Below are 25,705 nucleotides of genomic sequence, written 5' to 3'. Positions count from 1 at the left end.
GGGCCGCGCTTGTAACTTCGCGCGCGTGACGTCCCTCTCTCAGCGGATCCGCCGCGCCGGCACGTGCCTGGCCGTCGTGGTGCTGCTCGCCGCCGGATTGCTGATCAGCACCACTGAGCCGGCGGCACAGGCGTTCTCCCGCCCGGGGTTGCCGATCGAGCAGCTCGACGTGCCGTCGCCGTCGATGGGCCGCACCATCCGCGTCGAGTTCCAGGGCGGTGGACCGCATTCGGTGCTGCTGCTGGACGGTCTGCGGGCCCAGGACGACTTCAACGGCTGGGACATCAACACTGCCGCCTTCGAGTGGTTCTACGAGTCGGGCGTTTCGGTGATCATGCCCGTCGGTGGGCAGTCGAGCTTCTACGCCGACTGGTACCGGCCGGCCAAGAACCACAACGGCACGGTGACCTACAAGTGGGAGACCTTCCTGACCAACGAACTGCCGACCTGGCTGGCCGCCAACCGCGGTCAGGATCCGTTCGGCAACGCCGTCGTCGGGCTGTCGATGTCGGGCAGTGCAGCGCTGACGATGGCCGCCTACCATCCGCGCCAATACAAGTTCGCGGCGTCGCTGTCGGGTTATCTGTCGCCGTCGCAGAAGTTCTGGCCGCCGCTCATCGACATCGCCATGCAGGACGCGGGTGGGTTCGACTCCTTCGACATGTGGGGCAGGCCCGGGTCGCCGGCCTGGCTGCGGGCCGATCCGATGCTCAACATCAACCGGCTGGTCGCCAACCGCACCGCGCTGTGGATCTACTGCGGCAACGGGATCGCCTCGGATCTCGACACCGGCACCGATCTGGGCGTGAACATCAGCGCCGGTTCGCTGGAGACGATCACGATCGCCACCAACAAGGAGTTCCGTGACAAGTATCTGGCTGCCGGCGGACGCAACGCGATCTTCAACTTCCCACCCAACGGCACCCACAGCTGGGGCTACTGGGGCGCACAGCTGCAGGCGATGAAGCCCGACATCGTCCGGCTGCTGACCGCGCCGCCACCCCCACCGCCGCCTGCGCCGCTGCCACCGGGGACGCTGCCACCCGGGGCGCTGCCACCGGGGACGCTGCCCGCGCCGGGTATGCCGCCGCCGGCACCGGCTGCGACGCCACCGGCAGGCTGAGCGACTACTTCGAGTAATCGGTGCTCAGCCAGCGCCGCGGGCGCATCCTGATGATGACCGACGTCGGGGTCAGGTTCTGCTCGGCGAACTGCCCACCCTCCTGCTCACCGAGATAGCGCACCGCGATGGCCCGTACCTCGGCCTCCGCGGCGGCATCGATCGCGGTGACGTCACCTTCGGCGGTGACGTACTTGTAGGGCGGCTGTTCGTCCTGCACGGTGATGGCGAACCGCCCGGCGTCGCGGATCAGCCGGTGCTTGACCGACTCGGACTCGGTCCAGAGCAGTACTTCCCCGCCGGGCTGGTAGCCGTACCAGATCGGTACCGCCAGCGGCGCCCGATCCGGTCGCTCCACCGCGACCACGCCGACGTGCAGGCCGGCCAGATACTGCTCACGTTCGCCTTCGGTCATCTTCGCCATGTCCCATGCCAACCGGTGCGAGCCACGTCACATTCCCGGCATCTTCGCGGGTGACGTGGCGGCGTGCCCTCATCGTGGGTGGCGCTCATCTTTGGTGGCGCTGACATCACGGTGCTGAAATGACGGGTGCTCACATGACGGCGCCGTGCATTCGGCGCGCGCGCATCGATCGAGCGGACCAGGATGGCTGGATGGACCACGTCACCTTCATCCCGTCGCCCGATCAGTTCAGTTTCACCTTCGGGGGCGCGGAGCCGGTGCGACGGATCCGTCCGGGCACCGTGCTGACGCTGTGGACCGAGGACGCCTACGGCGGACGCATCACCAGCGCATCCGATGTCGCGACGACGGCGCTGGACACCGAGGACCTCAACCCGCAGACCGGGCCGTTCTGGATCGAGGGCGCCGAACCCGGTGACACGCTCGCGGTCCACCTGGTCGATGTGACCCCGGCCCGCAGCTGGGGAGCCTCGACGCTGATCCCGTTCTTCGGCGGCCTGACCAGCGTGCCGGTCAGCCCGACGCTGCAGGATGCGCTGTCCGAGCGCACCTGGATCTACGAGTATGACTCCACCGCCGAGACAGTGGCGTTCACCGCACACGGCAGCGACTTCAGCGTGGCGTTACCGGCCAACCCGATGCTGGGCACCGTGGGCGTGGCGCCCGCCCGCCGTGAGGTGCGGACGTCGCTGGTGCCCGACGTGTTCGGCGGCAACATGGACACCCCGGAGATGACCGCCGGCGCGACTTGCTACCTGCGGGTGAATGTCGACGGCGCGTTGTTCTCGCTCGGGGATGGGCATTACCGGCAGGGTGAGGGCGAATCCTGCGGCACCGCGGTGGAGGGCGCGATGCATGTGACCGCGATCGTCGAGCTGATCAAGGGTGGCGGGCCGGCGTGGCCGCGGCTGGAGACCGACACCCACCTGATGTGCGTGGGCTCGGGCCGGCCGCTGGAGGAGGCGTGGCGCGCCGGTCAGGTGGAGATGATCACCTGGCTCGGCGAGCTTTACGGGCTGGACCGCCTCGACGCCTACCAGCTGCTCACCCAGATCTCGCTGGCGCCGATCGCCAACGTGGTGGACACCAATTACAGCGCGGTGACCAAGATTGACAAACGGCTACTGCCCGCGGCAGCCGCTTACGGGCATATCCACCGCGAATTGCGTTCGGCAGCAGCCGCATTGGGCATCATCAACTACTGAGGAGGACGGAAATGGATCTCGGACTTTCCGGCAGACGCTTCGCGGTCACCGGCGGCACCCGCGGCATCGGCCGTGCGGTGGTCGAGGGCTTGATCGCCGAAGGCGCCACCGTGGCCTACTGCGCCCGCACCGCCGAGGCGGTCGCCGACACCCAGGCCGACCTGTCCGCCGACGGAGTCACCGCGGTGGGCACCGCGGTGGACGTGGGCGATGGGGCCGCACTGGCCGCGTGGGTGAACGCCACCACGGAAGCGTTCGGCGGGCTGGACGGCGTGGTGGCCAATGTCAGCGCGCTGGCCATCCCCGAGTCGGCGGACAACTGGCGCACCTCGTTCGAGGTCGACCTGATGGGCACGATCGGCCTCGTCGATGCGGCGCTGCCCGCTCTGCTGGACTCCGGCTCCGGATCGATCGTGACGATCTCCAGCGTCTCGGGTCGCGAGGTCGATTTCGCCGCCGGCCCCTACGGCACCATGAAAGCCGCGATCGTGCACTACACCCAGGGCCTGGCCTTCAAGCTGGCCGGGCAGGGGGTGCGCGCCAACACGGTGAGCCCGGGCAACACCTACTTCCCCGGCGGTGTCTGGCCCTCCATCGAGCAGAACGACCCGGACCTGTTCGCCGCGGCACTGGCCCTCAACCCGACCGGCCGGATGGCCACCCCGCAGGAGGTGGCCAACGCGGTGGTCTTCCTGTCGAGTTCGGCGGCGAGTTTCATCACCGGCACCAACCTGCTCGTCGACGGTGCGCTCACCCGCGGCGTGCAGCTGTGACGCGGTCAGTCGAAGTACTGGCGGTCGGCCGAGTCGTCCCCAGGCAGTCCCAGCAGCCGTGCGAGTTCGGCCTCGGAGAACTCGCCGGGACCACGGCCTGCGCGGGCCGCCTCGCGCGCGAGGCGGGCCAGCCCGGCGTTGAGGGGAGCGCCACCTCCGCACCGATGGGCGATCCGAACGATCTCACCGTTGAGGAAGTCGGTTTCGACGCTGCCGCTGTTCCGGGCCAGTGACTGCCAGGTTGAGTTCGAGATCACCTCACCGGTGCCCGGGACCGGTCGCTCTGTCGGGCCCGCGGCGCGCGCCGCGGTGGACTCGGCGAAGGGTACGTAGGCGATACCGGCCGCGGTGAGGATCTCCGCACCCTCATCGGTGACCGCCGAGGCGACGGCGCTACTTTCGGCTGACCCGGTCAACGCAATCACGGCGTTACTCAGATTGCTCAGCAGCTTGTTGTATTTCCACGGCGCGACGTCGGGCGGCAGCGTGACCACCACCCCCGCCGAGGTCCAGACGGCGGCGATGTCGTCGAGCAGTGTCCGGTCCTGCTCGGTGGTGAGGGCCGCTGGCCACCGCGCGATATGGAATTGCCCTGCGACCGGCCAGGATTCGACGATCACCTCGCCCGGTTTCACGTGGGCGGCGGGCATCCAGACGCACACCCCGAACACCCGGGCGAACAGCCGCAGCGCCTTCTCCTCGGCGACCACCCCGTTGAGGGCGGTCAGCACGGGCAGCAGCTCGCCGGCGGTGCCGACGGTGACGTCGCCGTCATACACGGGCCGGTCCGCCCAGTCACCGAGCGCGGAATCCAGCTGGTGGGTCTTGGTCGCGAAGACCAGGACGTCACGGCGGTTGAGCCGAACCTCGGCCGGATCGGCAGCCGATTCGACCGGGATCTCGAACACGCCGTCAGGCGTGCGCAGCACCAGGCCCCGCTCGGCGAGAACCCGCGCGTGGGCACCGCGGGCAACGAGCACCACCTCGGCGCCGCTGCGGGCCAGCGCACCGCCGACGGTGCCGCCGATGGCACCCGCCCCGATGACGATGTATCGGCGGGGTTCGGGCTGCGGCACGGCGTTCTGCTCCTCATGACGATGAACCGGATGCGACTCCACGGTAGCCGGGCCGCCCCCACTCAGGGATCCAAGCCGCCCCCCGTCAGGGATCCAGGCCGCGAAGTAGCACGGCGAGGCCGTACTCGAATGCGTCGTCGGCGCGTGCCGGTTTCGGGGCACCGGTGGCCAGTGCGGCCGCCAGCTCGGGGCCGACCTCGGGCCGATTGCGCCAGGGTTCGTCGGGTGCAGCGACATCCAGCGCCGATCCCAGCACGTAGTTGTCGATCAGCGTGATCACCCGCAGCGTGTCGGCCGCAGTGAAGCCCCCGCGGCGCAGCGTGACCGCCAACGCGTTGTACATCGTCATCGCCTGCGTGCTGTTGACCGCGTACTCGGTCAGCAGCGGAATGAGAGTTGGGTAGCGCGCGAAGCTGGACCGGTACGACCGCGCGATGTCGGCGACGACGTCACGCCACGGCACCTCCGGATCGTCGGCGGGCAACGTCACTCCCGACATGACCCGCTCGCGCAGCAGTTCGACGATCGCATCACGACCGGATACGTGGTTGTACAGCGACGACGGCTGCACCCGCAGCTTGCGGGCCACCCCTGGCATGGTGAACCCGCCTGTGGTGCGCACGAGATCGAGTGCCGCATCGGCGATCAGCTCGACGGACAGGATCGGTGTCGGTGGTCGTCCCATTCTCCGGTGCTCCTGCTCTTGCATTGGAGGGTGACTGAGTTCACAATAAACGAACCCCATTCGTTTTAGGAGCCGGATGATCGTTCTCACCGCACCTGCCGCACCGCCGCTGTCGCGGTCGACAGAGTCCCGGCGCCCACCTCTGCGGGTCGGCGTGGTCCAGCACCGCTGGCGCGACGACGCCGTGGAGTTGGCCAAGGCGCTGCGCGACGGCATCGACCGGGCCGCCGGTGCGGGCGCGACCGCGGTGTTCCTTCCGGAGATCACGCTGCTGCGGTATCCGGCCGATCAGCCGGCCGGCGCGAACGCCGGCCCGGCCGAGGACCTCAGCGAAGACCTGACCTCGGGGCCGACGTTCGCTCTGGCGGCCGAGGCGGCCACCGCCAACGGGATCTTCGTCCACGCCTCGCTCTATCAGCGTGCCCCGGCCGCGGACGGACTCGGTCTCAACACCGCGATACTGGTCTCTCCCGCAGGCGAATTGGTCGCCGCCACACACAAGCTGCACATCCCGATCTCGGCCGGATACTACGAGGACACCTACTTTCGTGCCGGTCCGGCCGACGACCCGTACCCGGTGTTCGCACCCGAGGGTCTGGGCGCCCGCGTCGGGCTGCCCACCTGCTGGGACGAGTGGTTCCCCGAAGTCGCGCGCAGCTATTCGCTCGGCGGCGCCGAGATCGTCGTCTACCCGACCGCGATCGGCTCCGAACCGGTGTTCCCCGACTTCGACACCCGCCCGCTGTGGCAGCAGGTGATCGTCGCCAACGGCATCAGCAGCGGGCTGTTCATGATCGTGCCCAACCGGGTCGGCGACGAGGGCACCGTGACCTTCTACGGTTCCTCGTTCATCTCAGATCCGTACGGACGCGTGCTGGTGCAGGCACCGCGTGACGAAGAGGCGGTGCTCGTCGCCGATCTCGACCTTGATCAGCGTCGCGACTGGCTTGAGCTGTTCCCGTTCCTGCTCACCCGCCGCCCCGACACCTACGGCGCGTTGACCCAACCCGTCGACCCGCAGCACCCGTACGGTGCCGGCCACCCCGCGACGGCGGTGGTCAAGTGAGCGCCACCCTCTACACCGGCGGAGTGATCTGGACCGGCCGGGAAGTCACCGACGCACTACTGGTCGCCGACGGTGTGGTGGTCGCGATCGGCGACGACGCGCGCGGGCACCACGCCCGGACCGTCGATCTGCGGGGCGGCTTCCTGATGCCATCGTTCGGCGACGGGCACGCTCATCCGCTCTACGGCGGACTGGAAGCGGTCGGCCCGGGGGTGCGCGGATGCGCCTCGGTGGACGAGATCGTCTCAGCAGTGAAGCGTTTCGCCGACGAGAACCCGGACCAGGAGTGGATCGTCGGCGCCTCCTATGACGGCAGCCTGGCCGAGGGTGGGTTGTTCGACGCACGCTGGCTCGACGCCGCCGTTCCAGACCGGCCGGTGGTGCTTCGCGCGTGGGATTACCACACTGTGTGGTGCAATTCGGTCGCGCTCGAGCGCGCGGGCATCACCGCCGACACCCCCGACCCGGAGTTGGGCGAGATCCCGCACCGTGCGGACGGATCGGTGCTCGGCACGCTGCGCGAATGGGGCGCGGTCGATCTGGTGATGAACGTGATGCCGCCCCGCGACGAGCAGCTGCGCATCGACGCGTTGGGCACCGCCGCCGACTACTATCTGGCCCGCGGGGTGACCTGGGTTCAGGATGCGTGGGTCGAACCCGCCGACGTCGCCACCTACGTCGAGGCCGCACGTCGCGACGTCCTCCGGATGCGGTTCAATCTCGCGCTCTACGCCGACCCGCGCCATTTCGACACGCAGATCACACAATTCGAAAGGCAGCGGCAACTCGTCGAGGATGCGGCCAATCCCCTGCTGACCGCGCAGACGGTGAAGTTCTTCGCCGACGGGGTGGTCGAGAACGAAACCGGCGCCCTCTTGGCGCCGTATTGCTCAGGGCTGCATAGTCATTCCGGTCCTGAGGCAGGTGACAACCTGGGCATGCGCAACTGGGAGGGCGACTCCCTGGCCGAGGCGGCGCGCCGCGTCGACGACCTGGGATTCCAGATCCACATCCACGCGATCGGCGACGCCGCGGTCCGCCAGGCCCTCGATGCGATCGAATACGTGGTGGCACACAATCCGCCACGTGACCGGCGCCCGGTGATCGCGCACTGTCAGTTGGTCGACGACGACGACCTCGCCCGGTTCGCCGCGCTCGGGGTCATCCCGAACATGCAGCCGTTATGGGCGCAGCTCGACGCGCTCATGACGGTGCTGACCATCCCGCGGCTCGGCGCCGAGCGCGCCGACAAGCAGTACCCGATCAACACGCTGGACACCTCGGGCGCACCACTGAGCTTCGGTTCGGACTGGCCGGTTTCGTCGGGCGCACCACTCGACGGCATCGCGGTAGCGACCTCCCGGCGGACCGCCGACGGCGATCCCGCCGCCGGCTGGACCCCACACGAGGTGCTGCCGATCGATCGGGCGCTGTCGGCCTACACCTCGGGTGTTGCCAAACAGGCTTTCGCCGAAAATATCTGGGGCGACCTGACACCGGGGGCCGGCGCCGACATGGTGTGGCTGCGACGGGATCCGCGCAGCACTGCACCGCTGGATCTACCCACGGTGGACGTCGTTGCGACGTATCTTCGCGGGATGCTCATGCACGGGGCCGAGGACTGAGAGGCTGACCATGAACCAAGCATTCATCGCCGACACCGACGAAGGCAGTCTCAAGCGAGCGTTGGGTTTGCCGTCGCTGGTCCTGTTCGGCCTGGTGTACATGGTGCCGTTGACGGTGTTCACCACCTACGGCATCGTCACCGAAACCTCCGGCGGCCGACTGCCGTTGGCCTACGTCGTCACACTCATCGCGATGGTGTTCACCGCGCTGTCCTACGCCCGGATGGCGGCCGCGATCCCGGTGGCCGGCTCGGCCTACACCTACACCCAGCGCACCTTCGGTGCACCGACCGGCTTCCTGGCCGGATGGTCCCTGATGCTGGATTACCTGTTCCTGCCGATGCTCAACTATCTGGTCATCGGCCTGTATCTCAACGCCGCGGTACCGGCACTGCCGGAATGGGTGATCGTCGTGGTCACCATCTCGATCGTGACGGTACTCAACATCATCGGCATCGTGTCGGTGGCGCGGGCCAACTTCCTGATCATCGGGATCCAGGCGGTCTTCATCGTCACCTTCCTGGTGCTGAGCATCGGCAGGATCACTGGCTACGGCAGCGTCGATCTGCTGGCGCCGTTCACCGGGGACGGTTCGGCGGGCGGCATGGGCCCGGTACTGGCCGGCGCGGCGATCCTGTGCCTGTCCTTCCTCGGTTTCGACGCGGTCTCCACGCTCTCCGAGGAAGCCAAAGATGCCCGACGCACGGTGCCGCGGGCGATCATCATCGCCACGCTGGTGTCAGGCATCGTCTTCATCCTGCTGTCCTATGTGTCGCAGCTGGTGTTCCCGTCCAACGAGTTCACCGATGTCGACTCCGGTTCGCTGGACGTGATGGTCGCCGCCGGCGGCGCGTTCCTCAACGCGCTCTTCACCGCCGCCTACGTCGCCGGTGCCACCGGTTCGGCGCTGACGTCGCAGGCCTCGGTGGCGCGCATCCTGTTCGCGATGGGACGCGACGGCATCCTGCCGCGCAAGGTTTTCGGCCACGTGTCGGTGAAGTACAGCACCCCGGTGTACGCGATCCTGGTGGTCAGTGTCATCTCGCTGCTGGCCATCGTGATCGACCTCGCCACCCTCGCCTCGCTGGTCAGTTTCGGCGCACTGGTCGCCTTCTCGGTGGTGAACCTGTCGGTGATCAAGCACTACTTCATCGACCTGAAGGACCGGGGCAACATCGTGCTGAACCTGATCGCCCCCGCGATCGGATTCCTGCTGACCGTGTGGCTGTGGACCAGCCTGTCGGGTATGACGTTGGTGCTCGGCCTGATCTGGCTGGCGATCGGGTTCGGCTGGCTGGCGGTGGTCACCCGCGGCTTCCGCCGTCCCACCCCGGTGCTCGACCTCGAAGAAGCGGTGTGAACCGCCCCGCCTGAGCTCACCGGCTAACGGGCGGCAGGCTCCTGGGCGAGCTGCAGGACTTCCTCGGCCGACGGCGGGCTCGCCGGATGGTGCGACAGGCACCAGGGTGCGACGACCCGGTGGAAGGACTCACCCTCGGTGGCGACGTAGAAGTTGCCCGCGCGCAGCCGGCTGATGTCGTCGACCAGACCGCCTTTGGCGCGGGCCATCTCGCGGGCCGCCTCGATCTGGGCCGGCGCGTTGAGCAGGCCGTAGAACTGTGTCGCGGCGTTACCCGGAATGTTCAGGTTGAGCCCCTTCGGCGCCTGGGTGGCGAAGATCAGACCCAGACCGTACTTGCGCGCCTGCGACGACAACGCCAGCGTGCTGCGCGTGCATGCGGTGAAACCCCTTGCCGGGGCGAAGTTCTGGGCCTCATCCATGACGAGCAGCCCACCGAGCGGCCGGTCCCCGGCCGGGTTGCGTTTGATCCAGGCGAACAGCGCCATCTGCAGTTGGTTGACGAAACTCTGCCGCTGCTCGTCCGACGGCAGGCCGATCATGCTGATCACCGACACCCGGGCGAGGTAACCCTGCGAAGGAGTCAGCAGCACCCCCGGATCCACCGGCGTCCCCGCACCGCCGAACAGCGGATCGTTGACCATCGCCGCCCGCAGATTCTGCGACAGGTCACCGGCGATGGCGTGCGCGCCCGCCAGATGGCTGACATCCTCGGGCAGGTCGGACAGCAGTCGGACCAGACCGCCCAATGTCGGCGACGGCGTTCTGCCATAGTGCTGCAGCGCTTCCCGCAACACGGCACGGGATCGGGTGGCCTTCTGAGTTTTCCCGGTGATCAGCGCCTGCGGCTCCAGCGCCGAGCACGCCGACTCCACCGCCTCGGTGAACTCGTCGTAATCGTCGACCACGCTTTCGAAGTCCGGCAGTGGCTGAAACGCCAGCGGCCGCCCATTGGTCCGCCGCGGCGTCCAGACCGTCACCTCGGTGTGGGCCAGGTAGTCCTGTGCACGGGCGTCGTCGGCACGCCGCCATCCTGCCGGCGGTTGCGGCCAGGCCGTCCCGAGTCGCGACAGATCGTTGTTCGGGTCCAGCACGATCGACGAGACGCCGCGCAGCGCGCACTCTTCGACCAGCCGGCGGATGAGCACCGTCTTGCCCGAGCCGGACCCGGCGAAGATGGCCACGTGTTTGCGCAGCGCCGAAAGCTGCACTGACACCGGCTCGTCGGTGTGCAGGTCCAACCCGAGCGGGAGCTCATCGTCGGGTACGCCGCTGTAAGGCCGTCCGTCGGGGACATCGCCGTCAGGTACGCCGTCGGCCGCGGGTTCTGAACCGGGTCCGGGCTGCTCCGGCTCGGCCTCGGCGTCGACGCGCGTATCGGTCCGGGCCTCCTCGCCACCGACCGCCTCGGCGAACAGCGTCAGACCATGGGCGGGCCGCCGCGCCCGAAGCCAACCGGGAAGCTCGGGATCATCGTCGTCGAACAGATCCCGCAGCGCCGTCATCGTGCGGATGTCGGCCTCGGTCAGCGGCAGGGTCCGTCCGCCCGCGGCGTGGAATTCGTCGATCTCCTCGGCGGTCTTCTTCCCGCTCGGCCACGGCGAGTTGCGCAGCAGGAACAGTTGCCGGCGTTCGGCCCCTGAGCTGAATCCGGCGGCGGTGACGGCTTTGCGGACCCGACTCAGCGCGGCACTGGCGTTGGTTGCCGAGACGGCCCGGAACGCCCAGTGTCGCTCGTCGTCGGTTGCGCTGTCCAGACTTTCGCGCAGCCGGGCGTGCAGCATGACGTGCGAGCCCGGCGGCGGGTCGCAGACGAAGGTCCCCTCCCCGTCGCGCTCGGCGATCCATGCCGTCAGGGCCGCCGACAACAGCTCGGGCACTGTGATGTCCTCACCGTCGTGGGCGAGCGCCGCCTCGGGCACCGCGCGCCGCCGGTATTCGGCGAAGCGGCGGTCCAGCGCCGCCGACACCGATCCACTTCCGTTGGTGGACGGTGTGTCCCACGTCGGCTGCGCCTCCGTGCCGAGACGCTCGAGCTCGACCACCTCGCCGTGCTTGAGGCATTCCCGCACATGGGTGTCGGCCCGGATCAGCAACTGGCGCGGTGTGTAGGACGGCGCGTCCTCGAACGCGGTGGGCGAGATCGGCCAGCTCGAATACGGCGGGGCGAATCCCGCAGCGGCGTAGCTGGCCGCGAACCGGCGCTCCAGGATCGCGCGGCCGATGTCGGCGCTGGGCACCGGTGTGAGCGCATCGGCCACCCGGAACCGGTCGGCGACGCTGCGTGTTGCCCGGTCGTGAATGTGCTCCCACACCGAGGGCAGGCACGCCACCACCGGCACCGTGCGGCGCATCGTCTGGCGCAAGGCCATCAACCCGTGTGACACCTGTTCGAGCACACCGTCACCGGCCGCCCCGGCCAGCGACTGGGCGAGCAACGTGTCGATCTGGTCGACGGCGAGCACCGCAGGGCCCGCGAGCGCGACCAACCGGGAGATGTCGCGAACACATTCCTGTGCGGACGCCGGGGCGGCGCGCAACCCCCACGGTCCGCGCTCCTCGACGCTGAACTCCTCGCTGCCCTGCAGGAAACCTTCGCCGATGTCGTGGGCGATGAAGTCGTTGGAGCCGAGCAGCACCAGTGCGCGCAACACCTGATGACTTTGCCGCACGGTCTCTTTCGCGACCATGGACAAGGCCTTGACGAAGCGGTACAGCGTCTCGGCGTCCAGGTCGTCGTCGCCGATGATCGCGCGGCGATCGGCCCGCGACACGTGCGCCAGGGAGGACAACTCCCACAGCAGATCCTTCAGTTGCGTTTCCCGCCGTGTTCCCGGACGGCCGAGGCTCTCCAGGATCCCGCTGCGTACCGATTCCCAGAAACTGGCGGCGTCGAGCAGTTCCACCACGAAGAAGTAGCCGCCGTCGGCTTGGGCACGTTCGCGGATCTGGCCGAGCAGGTGCGTTTTGCCCGATCCGGCGCGGCCCTGGATGACGACTCCGAGCGGGGTGGACGCCGGATCGCGCAGCGCGTCGCCGAATGCGTCCATGACGTCCTCGACGGCGTGCTCGTTGAGGCCGTCGACGTGGGTGGCGGCCTGTGGGCGCCACAGATCGTCGGACGTCGGCGCCCAGGTCAGCCGTAACGACGCGAGCGCATCGCGGTGCAGTGCGTCCATCACGCGTCGATCGCGATCAGGTGGTTGGGCTGGTCGGCGATCAGCACCGCTGCGGCGCGGTCCTCGGGCGTGAGCATCTTCTGGTCCTCCTGCGGGATGACGCTGACGCCCGGGGTGCGGTGCAGCGCAACCAGCGCGGCATCGACGTCGGTACGGGGTAGGTCGAGTGCGGTGCGCAGCCGCGCCAGCGGCACCCAGCCCCCGGGCCGCGGTGTGAGCCGGTGGTACGCCGACCGGATCAGGTCCTCGACACCGCCGCCCGCGGCTCGGGAAACACCGCCGCCCGCGGCTCCGGCGACACCGCCGCCCGCGGCTCCGAAGACGTCGGCCAGGCTGAGGTCGGAACGGTCCAGATGCCGGCCCAACGCCCCGAGCACGGTGTAGAGCGCTTTGGCCGGTCCGGTCGAACGGGGCGGCGGTGCCGCGTCGATGACGTCGCGGCACAATCGCCAGCCGCGGTCGGTGAGTTCGTGGACGAATCGGTTGCCGATGCGCTCGGACTCGATCAGCCCGAGCGTGTTGAGTTTGTCGCGGCCGGGTTTGTCCAGCGCGGGTCCCAGGGTGGCCAACTCGGGGTTGGGCACCGGTCTCGCCTGGGCCATCAGTACCAGCAGCACCGCCCGTTCGGTTCCGGTCAGATCCGTCGCGGTCACACTCACGCTGCCAACTTAACGGGCTACGGCAGGATTGCGTTCGACATGGTTGGCCCCACCGGTGTTCCCGAAACCTCCAAGCGGCGCGCAGCGGCGCGGCTTGCGCTGGTCGTGGCGGTCTTGGGAGTGCTGTTCTACCTGGCAACGATCGAGCGCGTCATCGATGTCGACGCGGTCCGCGGCGTCATCGAGTCCACCGGTCCGCTGGCACCGCTGACCTATGTGGTGGTGTCGGCTGCGCTCGGGGCGCTGCTGGTGCCCGGTCCGCTGCTGGCCGCGGGCAGCGGTTTCCTGTTCGGCCCCGTGCTCGGGACGTTCGTGACGTTGGGCGCGACCGTCGGCAGTGCGCTGATCTGCAGCTATGCGGGCCGGCGGGCTGGTCGGCAGAGTGCTCGTGCGCTGTTGGGGGCCCGCCGCTCGGATCGGCTCGACCGGCTCATCGAGCGCGGCGGCCTGTGGGCGGTGGTCGGGCAGCGGTTCGTACCCGGCGTCTCCGATGCGCTGTCGTCCTACACGTTCGGTGCGTTCGGTGTTCCGCTCTGGCAGATGGCGGCCGGTGCGTTCATCGGGTCGATGCCGCGGGCGTTCGTCTACACGGCGCTGGGGTCCTCGATCGGGGAGTTCTCCGCACCCTTGGCGTTCGCCGCGATCGCCGTGTGGTGTGTGACCGCGGTGGCCGGTGCGTTCGCGGTGCATCGCGGCGTCCGGTCGTGGCGCAGCACCCGGGCCCGCGACGGCGACGCCGAACCGGCCGAATGAGTCAGCCGCCGACGAGCGCGCGGTGCTGGTCGCAGTAGGCCGCGACGGAGGCGCCCACGACCATGCCGGACTGATCCAGGGTCAGGCCGTTGGCCGTGCCGATCGCATTGGCCACGGCCTCGACCGACTGCCCCTGATCGAGACCCGCACACACAGCGCGGCCCAGCGCCACCGCCGCGGACGGGTCCGCGACCGGAATCTCCATCATCTCGAGCACTTCCAGATAGGTCTCGTCGTCAGCGCCGGCGGGGGCGGCGGTGAGCACGGCCAGGGATCCGAGGGCGACGGCGATGCCGACCTTCAGCGAGTTCACAGTCGCCATCCTGCCATCGTCCGGCAGTAGCCTGGGCAGCCGTGGCAGGGATCGTTCTCACCGAGGAGTTCCGCACGGCGCTGGGGCTGCTGGCCGGCGGTGGGCACGTGTTCCTGACCGGAAAGGCCGGCACCGGCAAGTCGACGCTGATCCGGCGCTTCCTCGCCGATACCGACCGCAATGTGGTGGTGGTGGCGCCGACGGGCATCGCCGCGCTCAACGTCGACGGCTATACCGTCCACCGGCTGTTCGGCTTCCGGTCGACAACGACGCTGGAGGAGATCCGCACCGGGACCTACCGGCCCGGCCGGTTCACCAAGACGCTGGCTGCGCTGCAGACGCTGATCATCGACGAAGCGTCGATGGTGCGCGCCGATGTCTTCGACATGGTGGCCGCCGCCCTGGAACGGTTCGGTCCCACGCCGGGCACCCCCTTCGGCGGGGTACAGATGGTGCTGGTCGGCGATCTCTATCAGCTGCCACCGGTGGTCCGCGAGGATGAGGCCGGCTATTTCCAGACCACCTATCCGACGCCGTATTTCTTCTCTGCCCGCTCGTTCCGCCGTGAGGACTTCCCGACGGTGTCGCTGACGACGGTGTTCCGCCAGCTCGGCGATGACCGGATGACGGCTATTCTCAACGAGATTCGCGAGGGTGTGCTGCTCGGTCACGCACAGCAGCAGCTCAACGCGCGGGCCGACAAGGACTTCGTTCCCCCCGACGACGAATTCTGGCTGACGCTGGCGCCGACGAACCGGTTGGTGACGGCCCGTAACCGCCAGCAGCTGGAACGGTTGCCCGGCGATGAAATGGTGCACCACGCCACAGCGTCCGGAGATCTGGCGCTGTTCGACCCGCCTGTGGAGGAGGCACTGCGGTTCAAGGTCGGCGCACAGGTGATGCTGTTGAACAACGACCAGGGCAACCGCTGGGTCAACGGCACGGTGGGCCGCGTTGCCGGCGTCGGCTACGACCGCCACGGCGCCGTCGTCGAGGTCGAGTTCCCGGACGGCACCACCGCCGAGGTCACTCCGTTCACGTGGGAGGTGACCCGCCCGGTCATGTCGGGGCCGTCTTTGACCCGCGAGGTGGTCGGCTCGTACACCCAGCTGCCGTTCAAGCTGGCGTGGGCGATCACCATCCACAAGAGCCAGGGCCAGACCCTAGACCGTGTTGTCGTCGATCTGACCGGCGGCATGTTCTCCACCGGTCAGCTCTATGTGGCGCTGAGCCGCTGCACGTCGTTGGCCGGTCTGGTGCTGAAAAGGCCTGTGCTGCCCAAGGATATGAAGATCGACCGCCGGATCGCCCGGTTTCTCCGCACCTCGGTGGGTGGCCCCGGGTCGCGGCGCCGGTACTGCGCGATCGAAATGTTGACGGTCGGTGACGAGGGGCGAATGTCACGCCCGCGGCCGGTGGAGCTGGCCGTGGCCTTCGAGGACGGGACCGCGATCACCACACTGGTCAATCCGCAACGAGACCTGGCCGACGCCAGAACGCGCTACGGCATCACGGTCTCCGATGTGCTGATGGCCCCGACGCTGCGCGAGGCTTGGGGGGTGATCGCACCCATGCTGGCCGGGTGCACCCCGGTTGGCGCGGGGATCGACGAACAGCTCGGTTTGCTGGACTTCGAGCTCAAGCGGCTCGGTCATGTGACGCCGATGCCGTTGGGCGTCGAGCTGCGCGGGGCACGGGTGTCGGGCCATACCGCGCTGGAGCGGGCCACCGCGGCTCTTCGGGCGCACCGCGGCCTGGAGTCCGAGGACGGGTCGTCGGCGTTCGACGAGCCCGAAGCTGTCGAGATGTCAGGGCTGCTGGTCAGTCGGGACACCTCGGCGCCGACGCCGGCCGTCGATCATCTGCCGGGGCTGTCGGCGCTGCTGCGGATCAGCCGCGACGTGGGCGCGGTGCTGTTGGGCAGGCCGGTGACGGGCGGTCACGGTGAGACCGGCTGGGAGTCGGCAGCCCGGCAGACGGTGGCCGACCAGCTTCGGGCAGCCGCGACGCGGGTGCAGCTAACCGACGAGGTGATCGTCCGGCTTCGGCATGCCGAGGCGCTGCTCGGCACCGAGATCATTTCCGGTGCCGAGCTTTTCACGCGGCACGACATTTCGGCGGCACTGACCGCCGGCGCGCGCATCTGTTTCACCGGCACCGCGCAGGATCCGGCCGGCCGTATCGTCGAGCGCGAGGAGATCGAGCGGATGGCCGCCGCGGCCGGCCTGGTCCCGGTGCAGACGGTCACCAAGACCCGCTGCGACGTCCTGGTGACCGCAGAGGCGGGCACGCAGTCCGGGAAGGCCCGCAAGGCGCAGGAGTACGGCAAACCGGTGTTCAGCGCCGACGAGTTCTTCGCCTGGCTGGGCGACGCCGGATGAGCCGGGCGGGGCCCGGGTTTCCCGCCCGGCGCACAATGGGACGCGTGCCGTCTACCGCCTTCGCCTCCGACAACGCCGCACCCGCGCACCCGAAGGTCCTCGAAGCGCTGCACCGGGTCAACGACGGTCCCGCGCCGTCCTACGGCGACGACCCGGTCACCGCGGCGGCCACCGCGGCGCTGCGGGACACGTTCGACTCCCCGGATGCCGACGTCCTGTTCGCGTTCACCGGCACCGCGGCCAACGTCATCGCGCTGGCGTCGGCGGTCCGGCCCTGGCACGAGATCTTCTGCAGCGACGTCGCCCACGTCCTCGTCGACGAGGCGGGCGGGCCGGTGCGGCTCTCGGGCGCCCAGCTCACCCGGCTGCCCAGCGTGGACGGGGTGATCTCACCGGGCGATCTCGAGCGCAGGGTGCTCGGCCGCACCGAGGTGCACCACTCGCAGCCGCGCATCGTGTCGGTCACCCAGTCGACCGAGAACGGCCGGGTGTGGCCGGCCGCGGCCCTCGCCGAGTTCGTCGACCGCGCCCACGCGCTCGGCCTGCTGGTGCACATCGACGGTGCCCGCGTCGCCAACGCGGTGTCCGGGCTGGGCGTCGCGCCCGCGGAGGCGATCGCCGGCGCCGACATCGTCAGCGTCGGAGCGACCAAGAACGGGGCGTTGTTCGGCGACGCGATCCTGGTGCGGCGTCCCGAGCTCTTCGACGGAATCCGGTTCGTGCAGAAGCAGATCGGGCATCTCGCGAGCAAGCACCGGTTCATCGCCGCGCAGTTCGTGGCGCTGTTCGAGGACGACCTGTGGGTCCGTAATGCCGCGAACGCCAACGCGATGGCACGACGGCTGAGTACCGGCATGGAGGCGATGGGTCTGCGGCTGGCCTCCCCGGCCGAATCCAACGAGGTCTTCGTCCGGCTCGACGCCGACACCCACCGGCGACTGGCCGAACGCTATCTGGTGCATCAGCCCGATCCCGGAGAGCCGGTGGTGCGGTTCGTGTGCTCGTGGGCGACCACCGAGGCCGAGGTGGACGGCGCGCTCGACGCCCTGGGCGATCCTGTCGACGGGTAAGCACCGAAGTCCCGAAGACCGTCAGCCACGTCGACGGCAACTCGGTCTCGACGGCAACTCGGTCTCGACGGCAACCTCGCATCACACCCCGCGTGGCAGTGCGGGCCCTTTCCCGCGAATGGCATTGACGCTCGGCATGTCTGGCCGGGCGCGCCGGCAGCCTGTGCTCCCGATGCGGAGGACCTGCACCCCTGCTACCGTCGTGTATACAGTACACGCGAGAGGGGTACATGGTTCGGCTCTCGGAATCTGAGCGACACCTGCCAGGCCGCGCGGCACTGGTCGTGGTCGACGTCCAAAACGACTTCTGCAGTCCGCAGGGATCGCTGCCTGCCGGATATGGCTTCGACCTGGTGTTCGTCGAGGACATGGTGCCGCGGTTGCAGCGGCTGATCGACGCCGCACGGCGGGCCGGGGTGCCGGTGATCTTCGTGCGCACGGTGCACGATCCGTCCAACGACAGCCCGGCCTGGCTGGGCCGGCTCGGTGACGAGAACGGCAGCGAGCGCACCTCGGTGACGTGCCGCACGGGCACCTGGGGTGCCGAATTCTTCAGTGTGGCACCGCTACCCGGTGATCCGGTAATCACCAAGCACCGCTTCTCGGCGTTCGTCGGGACCAATCTCGCCATCACGCTGAGGTCGCTGAACGTGGCGTCGGCGCTGTTCACCGGAGTCGCCACCGAGGTCTGCGTGGAATCCAGCCTGCGCGACGGCCTGTTCCACGATTTCTACGTCACGCTGGTGCGAGACTGCGCCGCTTCGTACTCTGAGGAGGCGCACGACGCTTCGGTCCGAGTGGTGGACAAACACTTCGGCCTGGTGACAACCGCTGATGAGCTCATCTCTCGGTGGGACACGGCGCAACGGGGGGAGGACAGCCATCATGGCGCTCGATGACTCTGCTGCAGGGTCGATTCCGACGATTCATCAGGAGCCGGTGCTGCGCGAGCGGGTCTACGCCACGCTGGAGGACCTGATCGTGCGCCGCGTGCTGCAGCCCGGCGAGCGGCTGCTGGAAAACGAGCTGGCCGCACAGCTCGGCGTCAGCCGAAACCCGGTCCGGGAAGCCCTGACCATGCTGGCCCGCACCGGCTGGGTCGATATCCATCCGCGCACCGGCGCCTATGTGCACGCCCCCACGCCGGATGAGATCGACGACTTCTTCGACATGCGGACACTGCTGGAGTCCTACGCCGCCGAGCGGGCGGCCACCCGGGTGACCTCCGAGCAGCTCGATATTCTCGAAGGCATATGGTGCCAGGGGGTGGCCGCGGTCGAGTCCGCTGACGTGCAGGGCATCGTCTCGGCGAATTCGGCCTTTCACGACCGGATCAGCGAGTGGTCGGGGAACGGAATGCTGCACTCGACGCTGTCGGTGATGAAAAAGCGTGTCCGCTGGTACTTCTCCTCGGTCGCCGACATCCGGGGGATGGCTTCCTGGGATGAGCACCGGCGCATCATCGACGCACTGCGGGCCCGCGACGGTGCCCATGCGTCGACCCTGATGCGCGCTCACACGATCGCCACCGCCGACATGTACCGCAATCGCGCGGCGTCCGAGGCCGCCAGCGCCTGACGCCGGCGACATGGACGCACACAGTAAACCCTGAGGAAATACTCAGGAAACACATCAGTGGTCCACTTCTCTGTATACAACATACCGAGAGGAGCCGGCATGGCAGCGGCGGTCGTGAAGTCTTCCATCGCCACAGACGCCATCTCGATCGCAGACCTCACAAAGGTGTACGAGCGGATCAGCGGGCGTGAAATTGTTCGCACCTACGCGCTGAGCGGCGTCGACCTCACGGTTCGTCCCGAGGAGTTCGTATCCCTGGTCGGCCCTTCTGGGTGCGGTAAAACCACGGTACTCAAGGTGATTGCCGGGCTGTTGCCGCTCTCGGGCGGCCGCGTCGAAGTCAACGGCAGGACGGTCACCGGAACCGGCATCGACCGCGGTGTGGTGTTCCAGCAGCCGTCACTGCTTCCGTGGCGCACCGTGCGACAGAACATCATTGAATCCCTGCAGTTCGCCGGCATCCCACGCGCACAGCGCCGCCCACGGGCCGAGAAGTACCTCGAGTTGGTCGGCCTGGCAGGCTTTTTCGACCACTACCCGGGGGAACTGTCCGGGGGCATGCAACAACGCGTCGGCATCGCGCGGGCGCTGGCGCTCGAACCCGAGGTCCTGCTGATGGACGAGCCGTTCGGTGCGCTGGATGCGATCACCCGTCAGCACATGCAGACCGAGCTGATGCGTATCTGGAGCCAGGAGAAGCGTTCGGTGCTCTTCGTGACGCACTCGATCGAAGAGGCGATGCTGCTGTCCGACCGCGTCGTAGTGATGGCGGACGGAAAGGTGCGCGCGGACGTCGCCGTCCCGATCGACCGGCCGCGGTCACGCTCCGAACTGATCAACGATCCCGCGGCCCGCGACCTGCGTACCCGCCTCGAAGCACTCCTCTGACGAGGCCGCAACTACCGAACGGAGCCCGAAAAGCCATGCCCGCCGTCATCGAGCGCGAGCGCATCAGCACCGCAGACCTGGTGCGGCGCAAGCTGTTCAATTGGGAACGCCTGGTCCAGATCGTCCTGATCGCCACGCTGCTGGCAGTTTGGGAGATCGCCGGCCGGATCGTCGGCGACTTCTTCCTGGCTCCACCATCGAAGTTGCCGACAGCCTTCTGGGAGATGTGGGCGACCGGTGAATTGTGGCGCGCTGTGCTCGACAGCCTCAGTTCGCTGTTGGTGGGATTCGGCCTGGCCATCGTCGTGGGCATCGCCGTCGGCTTCTTCATGGGGTGGTACGGGCCGGCGGGCCGCACGCTCAACCCGTTCGTCTCAGCGCTCTACGTCGTGCCGACGGCGGCCCTGGTCCCGATGTTCATCATCTGGTTCGGTCTCGGTTTCACCGCGCGCACCGTCACCGTCTTTCTGTTCTGCGTATTCGAGATCCTGATCAGCACCTACACCGGTGTCCGCAATGTGGACCGCAACCTCGTCGACGCGGCACGCGCGTTCGGCGCCGGCCGCTGGCAGTTGTTCACCCGCGTCGTGTCGTATGCGTCGCTGCCCTACATCTTCGCCGGACTGCGGATGGGGATCTCACGCGCCGTCAAGGGGATGGTGGTCGCCGAGCTGCTCTTCGCCGTCACCGGCCTCGGCGGACTCATCAGCACCGCGGCCAACTACTACCGCACGGACAAGGTCTTCGTCGGCGTCATCGTGCTGGCCCTGATGGGCGTCACGCTGGCGGCCGCCGTGCAGGTCCTCGAACGCCGTCTCATGCCGTGGCACCGCGGTATCCACGCCTAACCAGTCAGTCGACCGAAGGGATGTTCATGAAGTTCACACGTATCGGATCGGTGATGGCCGCAGCCGCCGCCGCACTGGCACTGGCCGGTTGCTCGTCAAGCAGCCAGTCCGCAGACGGAGACACGGCCGCACCGCTGAAGGTCGCCTTCGCCTCCGACCTCGACCCAGCCGACATCGCCGACTACCTCGGCGCCGAGAAGGCGGGCGCGCAGATCACTTCCCTCAACGAGGACAGTGCCGTGATCGCCGGGCTCCAGAACGGCAACTTCGACATCGGCAACATGGACGGGGCCTCGGCGATCAAGGCGGCGCAAAGCGGCATCGACGTCAAGATCGTTTATGTCAGCCAGGTGATCCCGGAGTTCGTGCTCGTCGCACAGCCACAGTTCTCCGACGTCAGCGATCTTGCCGGCGCCCGGGTCGCCTACCATGGTCCCGGTTCTCCTACGGAGACCCTACCGCGTGAACTGGCGCGGCAAGCGGGCCCGGAACTGGAGAACCAGATCAACTGGAGCGTGCTCCCGGAGTCACCGAACCGGGCAGCTGCGATGCTGGGACAGCGGATCGACGCCACCGCACTGGAATTCGGTGATGTGCTGACCCTGCAGGATGAGGGCGAGTTCACCATCCTGGGCGACTGGAGTGACCTCGAAGGCGACAGCGCCAGCGCGTTCAACACCGTGTGGGTGACCTCGGGCCGGTTCCTGGAGGGTAATCGAGACCGTGTGGCTGCCTTTCTGACCGACGTTCAGAGCGCCTACGACGAGTTCTATCAGGACGAGGCCGCCTGGACGGCCGCGGTCAAAGAGCAGCTGCCCGACGTGCGGGACGACTTCCTCCCCCAGATCTACCAGTATTACAGCGAGGCATCGTTCTATCCCCAGGCCGGTACGGCACCGTTGACACCGGAGACCTGGGCGGACATGGACGCGTTCTTCCAGTCGCTCGGTGAGTACAACCAGACCGCCGATCCGTCGATGGTCGACTTCGACATGATCACCGAAGTCTCCGGCGCCAAATGAGCGCTGCCTCGGGCATGGTCGCGGCCAGCCATCCGTTGGCGGTTGAGGCCGCCGTCGCCGTCCTCGAACAGGGCGGCACGGCCGCCGACGCGGCGGTGGCCGCCGCGGCAATGCTCACCGTGGTCGACCCGCGATCCACCGGTATCGGGGGCGACCTGTTCGCGCTCTACTGGGAGCCGGGCGCCGACCGGCCCGTCGGCTTGGCCGCCGCCGGTGGCGCGCCGGCGGGAATGACAGTGCAAGCACTGCGTGAGCAGGGCTTCGATCAGATGCCGCCCGACGGCCCGTGGACGGTGACCGTGCCAGGCGCCACCTGGGGCTGGACGGCTCTGCTGGACCGCTACGGCCGGCTGGGCAGTGAGCGGATTCTGCGCCCGGCGATCGAGACGGCCCGCAACGGGTTCACCGTGGCTCCCGTCATCGCCGAGGAATGGCGGCTCGGGGTGGACAAGTTGCGTCGCCACCCGGACGCCGCCGCGGTGTTCCTGCCCGACGGTCACGTCCCCGAGGCCGGTGACACCTTCGTCAACCCGGGCCTGGCGGATGCGCTGGAATGCTTTGTCGCAGAGGGACACCAACCCTTCTACACCGGGACCCCGGCCACCGGCTTCGCCGACGCGGTCGGGCGACTCGGCGGTCCACTGCAGGTCTCCGACCTCAGTAATTGGGCCGGCCCGGAATGGAGCGCGCCGATCTCCAGACCATTTCGCGGTGTCGACGTCTACGAAATGCCACCTCCTGGACAGGGCCTCGTGGTGCTCGAAGGGGCCCGTCTGTACGAAGGGCTGAAGCCGGGACTGCCGGGGGAGGCAGACCATCAGCTCATCGAGTGCCTCAAGATCGCGTTCGCCGACGCCGCCGACCATGTCGCCGACCCGCGGTTCCACGACGTGCCGGTCGCGGACCTTCTCGACGAGGACCGGCTGTCCACATTGCGTGACCGCATTGGCTTCGAGGCCTCCGACGCGCGGGCGCCCGGGGTGCCTTCGGACACGGTGTACGTGTGCGTGGTGGACCCGCAGGGCGCCGCGTGTTCTCTGATCCAGAGCCTATACGAGAGCTTCGGTTCCGGGGTGATGGCACCGGGAAGCGGAGTACTGCTGCACAACCGTGGAAACGGTTTCACCCTGCGTTTCGCGCACCCGAATCGACCCGAGGGCGGTAAACGCCCGTATCACACCATCATTCCCGCGATGCTCGGCGACCGGAACGGGTTTCGCGGCTGTCTCGGCGTGGTCGGCGGGTTCATGCAACCTCAGGGGCAGCTGCAGATACTGCGTAACGTCCTCGACCGGGGTATGTCCGCCCAGCAGGCCGTCGACGCTCCCCGATTCCGGGTCGTACGGGGCCGGACCATCGGGCTGGAATCGGGCTACGACGATGCCGCCGCCGCCGAACTCGCCCGCCGCGGACACCATCTCACCGAGTTGCCACGCTTCGAATGCGGCGGTGCACAGATGATCCTGCGCACCGATTCCGGCCTGCAGGGCGGCTCCGACCGCCGGAAGGACGGACATGTCGGTGTGTGCTGACCACGAAGAAGGAGCACCATGAGGGGTATCGGCCTCAGCCTGCCCAATCGCGGAATTCTGTTCGGCGCAATCACCGTCGCCGAGATGCTCGACCTCGCCGAGTATGCGGACCGGGGCGAGTTCTTCGACTCGGTCTGGGTCGGGGACGGACTCATCGCCAAACCCCGGGTGGAGGCGGTCGCGAGTCTGGCGGCGATCAGCGCCCGCACCCAGCGGGTCAAGCTGGGGGTGTGCTGTCTGGCCACCTTTCCACTACGGCAGCCCGTAATCTTCGCTGCCCAATGGGCCAGCCTCGACGTGCTCTCGGGCGGGCGGGCCCTGCTCGCGGTCTGTCTAGGCGCCACCACCGAGCGCAGCGGGGGCAATGTCGCGGCCGAACTGGCTGCCGCGGGTATCACCGGACGCGAGCGGGTGCCGCGCCTGGAAAACGGCATCCGGCTGGTGCGCTCGCTCTGGAGTGGTCCTACGTCCTCGGACGGCCCGTTCTGGACGTTCCCGGAAGTGTCGCTGGAGCCCAGACCTGTGCAGGATCCGTGTCCGATCTGGATCGCGAGCAATCCGGATCCCGCGCGTATGCCCGACCACCGCTACCGGGCCGCGATCGAGCGGGTCGCCACATTGGCCGACGGTTGGCAGACCGCGGTGACCACCCCCGAAGAGTTCGGGCGCAAGTGGGACGAGATCCGGTCCGCCGCCGAGGCTGCCGGCCGTGACGCAACGGCGCTGACGTCATCGGCTCATCTGATGATCAACCTGGGCGTCGACCGGCACAGCGCACGGGCCGAGGGCAAGCGGTTCCTCGACACGTACTACTCGATGAACAGCAGCGACGAGATCCTGGACCGGTGGGGGGCTTTCGGTACGCCCGAGGAGGTTCTCACCCGCATCGACGAGTATCTCGACCGCGGACTGGACCTTCCGATCCTGCGGTTCGCATCGTTCGATCAACCGCGGCAGATGCAGCTCGCCGAGCAGACGCTGCTGCCCGAGCTGGCGCGCCGTCGGCGGAGAGTGCCTGCCTGTTGATGGCGAACTATCTGGAGAGCACGCTGCTGACCCTGGTCGGCACCGACACCTCGGTGCCCGCGGGCAGCACCGAGATCCTGCCGCAGGACCCGGCGCTGTACAAGACCGTGACCGCCACGGTGCTCCCGCTGATCGAGGCGCTCGGACCCGATGAGATCCGCCGGCATCCGTGCGGGGACATCGCGGCCCGCTTCGGACCCGACACCGCCGACGGGTTGCTGCTGCAGACCTACATCGTTTCCCAGCACGGCAATCTGATGTCCGATCCGCACGATGCCCGGATCGTCGACGGGTCCGCTCTGGGCCTCGACGGTCCGGCCGTGGTGGGGCAGGGCGCCAACCAGAACAAGGGACCGATGGCCGCAGCACTGGCCGCTGTGCGTCATCTGAGCGGTCTGCGGCGCGCCGTCTGGTTGACGGTGAACTGCGAGGGTCGCAGCAGCCACGACGGGTCGCAACGGATCTACCAGGACCTCGCGGTGACAGCCGCCCATTCCATCCTGGCCTTCGGCACGAATCTCGCGGTGTCACTGGGTAATCGGGGACGAGTCGACGTCCGGATCACCGTGCCGGGCGCCTCGTCGCATTCCAGTCAGCCCGAGCTGGGTCGCAACCCGATCCCACTGGCGGCCGCGGTGGTATGCAAACTGGACGAAACACCTTTGCCGCCACCACATCCTGAACTGGGACCGGCCACCGCGACGCCCTATCAGTTCCAGTGCGAGCCGATCGCACCCCACACACTGCCATCGACAGTGCGCGTGGTGGTGGACCGACGACTGTTGCCTGGCGAGAACCCGGACGAGGCAACCGAGGCCCTGCGGCGCCATCTTGACGGGCTGTCGCCGGAGCTGGACGTGATCGCGGCAGCCTCGATGCTTCCGGCCCTGGTGGATCGCCATGCACCGGTGGTGGAGGCTGTGCGCGCCTTCCCCACCATGTACAGCCGCAACGCATTCGACGCCGGCTACGGCTGCTCGCTCGGGGTGCCCACCGTGATGTTCGGCCCGGGTCGGCGCGACTTCGGCGCCGGCGTGGTCTCCGCCGAAGCAGTATCGCTGTCAGACTGCCGCACGGCAGCGTCGGCGCTGGGCGAGGCCGCGCGGACGCTGTGCGGCTGAC

23 protein-coding genes are annotated in these 25,705 nt (G+C 68.3%); 17 read left to right on the top strand and 6 right to left on the bottom strand.

What is annotated here, in order from left to right; all coding sequences use genetic code 11:
- Positions 1-25: 25 nt before the first annotated feature.
- The gene (locus tag ACNUDN_RS04865) at positions 26-1,123 is read left to right on the top strand and encodes an esterase family protein (protein ID WP_419120900.1); all 1,098 of its coding nucleotides are present in this window, start codon (positions 26-28) and stop codon (positions 1,121-1,123) included.
- Positions 1,124-1,127: 4 nt separating this feature from the next.
- Here the strand turns inward: ACNUDN_RS04865 and ACNUDN_RS04860 are convergent, their stop codons facing one another.
- Positions 1,128-1,544 (bottom strand): pyridoxamine 5'-phosphate oxidase family protein, encoded by a 417-nt coding sequence (locus ACNUDN_RS04860; protein ID WP_419120899.1) that lies wholly within the window; start codon positions 1,542-1,544, stop codon positions 1,128-1,130.
- 191 nt (positions 1,545-1,735) lie between these two features.
- Here ACNUDN_RS04860 and ACNUDN_RS04855 point away from each other — a divergent pair, with 191 nt between their 5' ends.
- Both ACNUDN_RS04855 and ACNUDN_RS04850 read left to right on the top strand, forming a co-directional pair.
- Positions 1,736-2,749, top strand: a complete 1,014-nt coding sequence (locus ACNUDN_RS04855; protein ID WP_419120898.1) for an acetamidase/formamidase family protein — start codon at positions 1,736-1,738, stop codon at positions 2,747-2,749.
- Positions 2,750-2,760: 11 nt separating this feature from the next.
- Complete coding sequence (locus ACNUDN_RS04850; RefSeq protein ID WP_419120897.1) at positions 2,761-3,522, top strand: SDR family NAD(P)-dependent oxidoreductase; 762 nt, start codon at positions 2,761-2,763, stop codon at positions 3,520-3,522.
- Positions 3,523-3,527: 5 nt separating this feature from the next.
- Here ACNUDN_RS04850 and ACNUDN_RS04845 read toward each other — a convergent pair whose 3' ends face one another.
- Both ACNUDN_RS04845 and ACNUDN_RS04840 read right to left on the bottom strand, forming a co-directional pair.
- Positions 3,528-4,598, bottom strand: coding sequence for a ketopantoate reductase family protein (locus tag ACNUDN_RS04845; RefSeq protein ID WP_419120896.1), 1,071 nt, complete (start codon positions 4,596-4,598; stop codon positions 3,528-3,530).
- An 85-nt stretch (positions 4,599-4,683) separates the two neighbouring features.
- Positions 4,684-5,283, bottom strand: a complete 600-nt coding sequence (locus tag ACNUDN_RS04840) for a TetR/AcrR family transcriptional regulator C-terminal domain-containing protein (protein WP_419120895.1) — start codon at positions 5,281-5,283, stop codon at positions 4,684-4,686.
- Between the two features lie 76 nt (positions 5,284-5,359).
- Here ACNUDN_RS04840 and ACNUDN_RS04835 point away from each other — a divergent pair, with 76 nt between their 5' ends.
- The 3 genes from ACNUDN_RS04835 to ACNUDN_RS04825 are packed head-to-tail and all read left to right on the top strand — an operon-like array spanning position 5,360 to position 9,334.
- Positions 5,360-6,349 carry a nitrilase-related carbon-nitrogen hydrolase gene (locus ACNUDN_RS04835; protein ID WP_419120894.1) on the top strand — a complete coding sequence of 330 codons (990 nt, stop codon included), beginning with the start codon at positions 5,360-5,362 and terminating at the stop codon, positions 6,347-6,349.
- Entirely contained in the window at positions 6,346-7,974 is a 1,629-nt protein-coding gene (locus ACNUDN_RS04830) for an amidohydrolase (protein WP_419120893.1), read from the top strand. Before ACNUDN_RS04835 ends, ACNUDN_RS04830 begins: the two co-directional genes overlap by 4 nt.
- Before the next feature lie 10 nt (positions 7,975-7,984).
- Positions 7,985-9,334 (top strand): APC family permease, encoded by a 1,350-nt coding sequence (locus tag ACNUDN_RS04825; RefSeq protein WP_419120892.1) that lies wholly within the window; start codon positions 7,985-7,987, stop codon positions 9,332-9,334.
- Positions 9,335-9,357: 23 nt separating this feature from the next.
- On the opposite strand, the gene ACNUDN_RS04820 is transcribed toward ACNUDN_RS04825, so the two are convergent.
- Both ACNUDN_RS04820 and ACNUDN_RS04815 read right to left on the bottom strand, forming a co-directional pair.
- Positions 9,358-12,513: a helicase HerA domain-containing protein gene (locus ACNUDN_RS04820; protein WP_419120891.1), complete on the bottom strand. Its 3,156-nt coding sequence runs from the start codon at positions 12,511-12,513 to the stop codon at positions 9,358-9,360.
- A complete protein-coding gene (locus ACNUDN_RS04815; protein WP_419120890.1) occupies positions 12,513-13,172 on the bottom strand; it encodes a hypothetical protein in 660 nt (219 codons plus the stop codon). The genes ACNUDN_RS04820 and ACNUDN_RS04815 overlap by 1 nt, the downstream gene beginning before the upstream one ends.
- Positions 13,173-13,211: 39 nt before the next feature.
- Here ACNUDN_RS04815 and ACNUDN_RS04810 point away from each other — a divergent pair, with 39 nt between their 5' ends.
- On the top strand, positions 13,212-13,925 hold the full coding sequence (locus ACNUDN_RS04810) for a TVP38/TMEM64 family protein (protein WP_419120889.1): 714 nt from the start codon (positions 13,212-13,214) through the stop codon (positions 13,923-13,925).
- Position 13,926: 1 nt separating this feature from the next.
- On the opposite strand, the gene ACNUDN_RS04805 is transcribed toward ACNUDN_RS04810, so the two are convergent.
- Positions 13,927-14,247 (bottom strand): DUF732 domain-containing protein, encoded by a 321-nt coding sequence (locus ACNUDN_RS04805; protein WP_419120888.1) that lies wholly within the window; start codon positions 14,245-14,247, stop codon positions 13,927-13,929.
- Between the two features lie 32 nt (positions 14,248-14,279).
- Between ACNUDN_RS04805 and ACNUDN_RS04800 the strand changes: the two genes are divergently transcribed.
- The 10 genes from ACNUDN_RS04800 to ACNUDN_RS04755 all read left to right on the top strand — a co-directional run bounded on the left by ACNUDN_RS04800 (position 14,280) and on the right by ACNUDN_RS04755 (position 25,704).
- Positions 14,280-16,619, top strand: coding sequence for an AAA family ATPase (locus ACNUDN_RS04800; protein WP_419120887.1), 2,340 nt, complete (start codon positions 14,280-14,282; stop codon positions 16,617-16,619).
- 35 nt (positions 16,620-16,654) lie between these two features.
- Positions 16,655-17,689, top strand: a complete 1,035-nt coding sequence (locus ACNUDN_RS04795; RefSeq protein ID WP_419125018.1) for a threonine aldolase family protein — start codon at positions 16,655-16,657, stop codon at positions 17,687-17,689.
- Positions 17,690-17,919: 230 nt separating this feature from the next.
- Complete coding sequence (locus tag ACNUDN_RS04790) at positions 17,920-18,588, top strand: cysteine hydrolase family protein (protein WP_419120886.1); 669 nt, start codon at positions 17,920-17,922, stop codon at positions 18,586-18,588.
- Positions 18,575-19,267: a GntR family transcriptional regulator gene (locus ACNUDN_RS04785; RefSeq protein WP_419120885.1), complete on the top strand. Its 693-nt coding sequence runs from the start codon at positions 18,575-18,577 to the stop codon at positions 19,265-19,267. Before ACNUDN_RS04790 ends, ACNUDN_RS04785 begins: the two co-directional genes overlap by 14 nt.
- Positions 19,268-19,366: 99 nt before the next feature.
- The gene (locus ACNUDN_RS04780; protein WP_419120884.1) at positions 19,367-20,155 is read left to right on the top strand and encodes an ABC transporter ATP-binding protein; all 789 of its coding nucleotides are present in this window, start codon (positions 19,367-19,369) and stop codon (positions 20,153-20,155) included.
- 35 nt (positions 20,156-20,190) lie between these two features.
- Positions 20,191-21,003, top strand: a complete 813-nt coding sequence (locus ACNUDN_RS04775; protein WP_419120883.1) for an ABC transporter permease — start codon at positions 20,191-20,193, stop codon at positions 21,001-21,003.
- A gap of 26 nt (positions 21,004-21,029) precedes the next feature.
- A complete protein-coding gene (locus ACNUDN_RS04770; protein ID WP_419120882.1) occupies positions 21,030-22,025 on the top strand; it encodes an ABC transporter substrate-binding protein in 996 nt (331 codons plus the stop codon).
- Positions 22,022-23,557, top strand: a complete 1,536-nt coding sequence (locus ACNUDN_RS04765) for a gamma-glutamyltransferase family protein (protein ID WP_419120881.1) — start codon at positions 22,022-22,024, stop codon at positions 23,555-23,557. The genes ACNUDN_RS04770 and ACNUDN_RS04765 overlap by 4 nt, the downstream gene beginning before the upstream one ends.
- An 18-nt stretch (positions 23,558-23,575) precedes the next feature.
- Positions 23,576-24,583, top strand: coding sequence for an LLM class flavin-dependent oxidoreductase (locus tag ACNUDN_RS04760; RefSeq protein WP_419120880.1), 1,008 nt, complete (start codon positions 23,576-23,578; stop codon positions 24,581-24,583).
- Positions 24,583-25,704, top strand: coding sequence for a M20 family metallopeptidase (locus ACNUDN_RS04755; RefSeq protein WP_419120879.1), 1,122 nt, complete (start codon positions 24,583-24,585; stop codon positions 25,702-25,704). The genes ACNUDN_RS04760 and ACNUDN_RS04755 overlap by 1 nt, the downstream gene beginning before the upstream one ends.
- Position 25,705: the final 1 nt, after the last annotated feature.

The organism is Mycobacterium sp. smrl_JER01 (assembly GCF_048513595.2).
In the GTDB taxonomy this organism is placed as follows: Bacteria; Actinomycetota; Actinomycetes; order Mycobacteriales; family Mycobacteriaceae; genus Mycobacterium.
The sequence above is the reverse complement of the archived record's forward strand: the minus strand, read 5'-3'. Positions and strand labels throughout refer to the sequence as shown.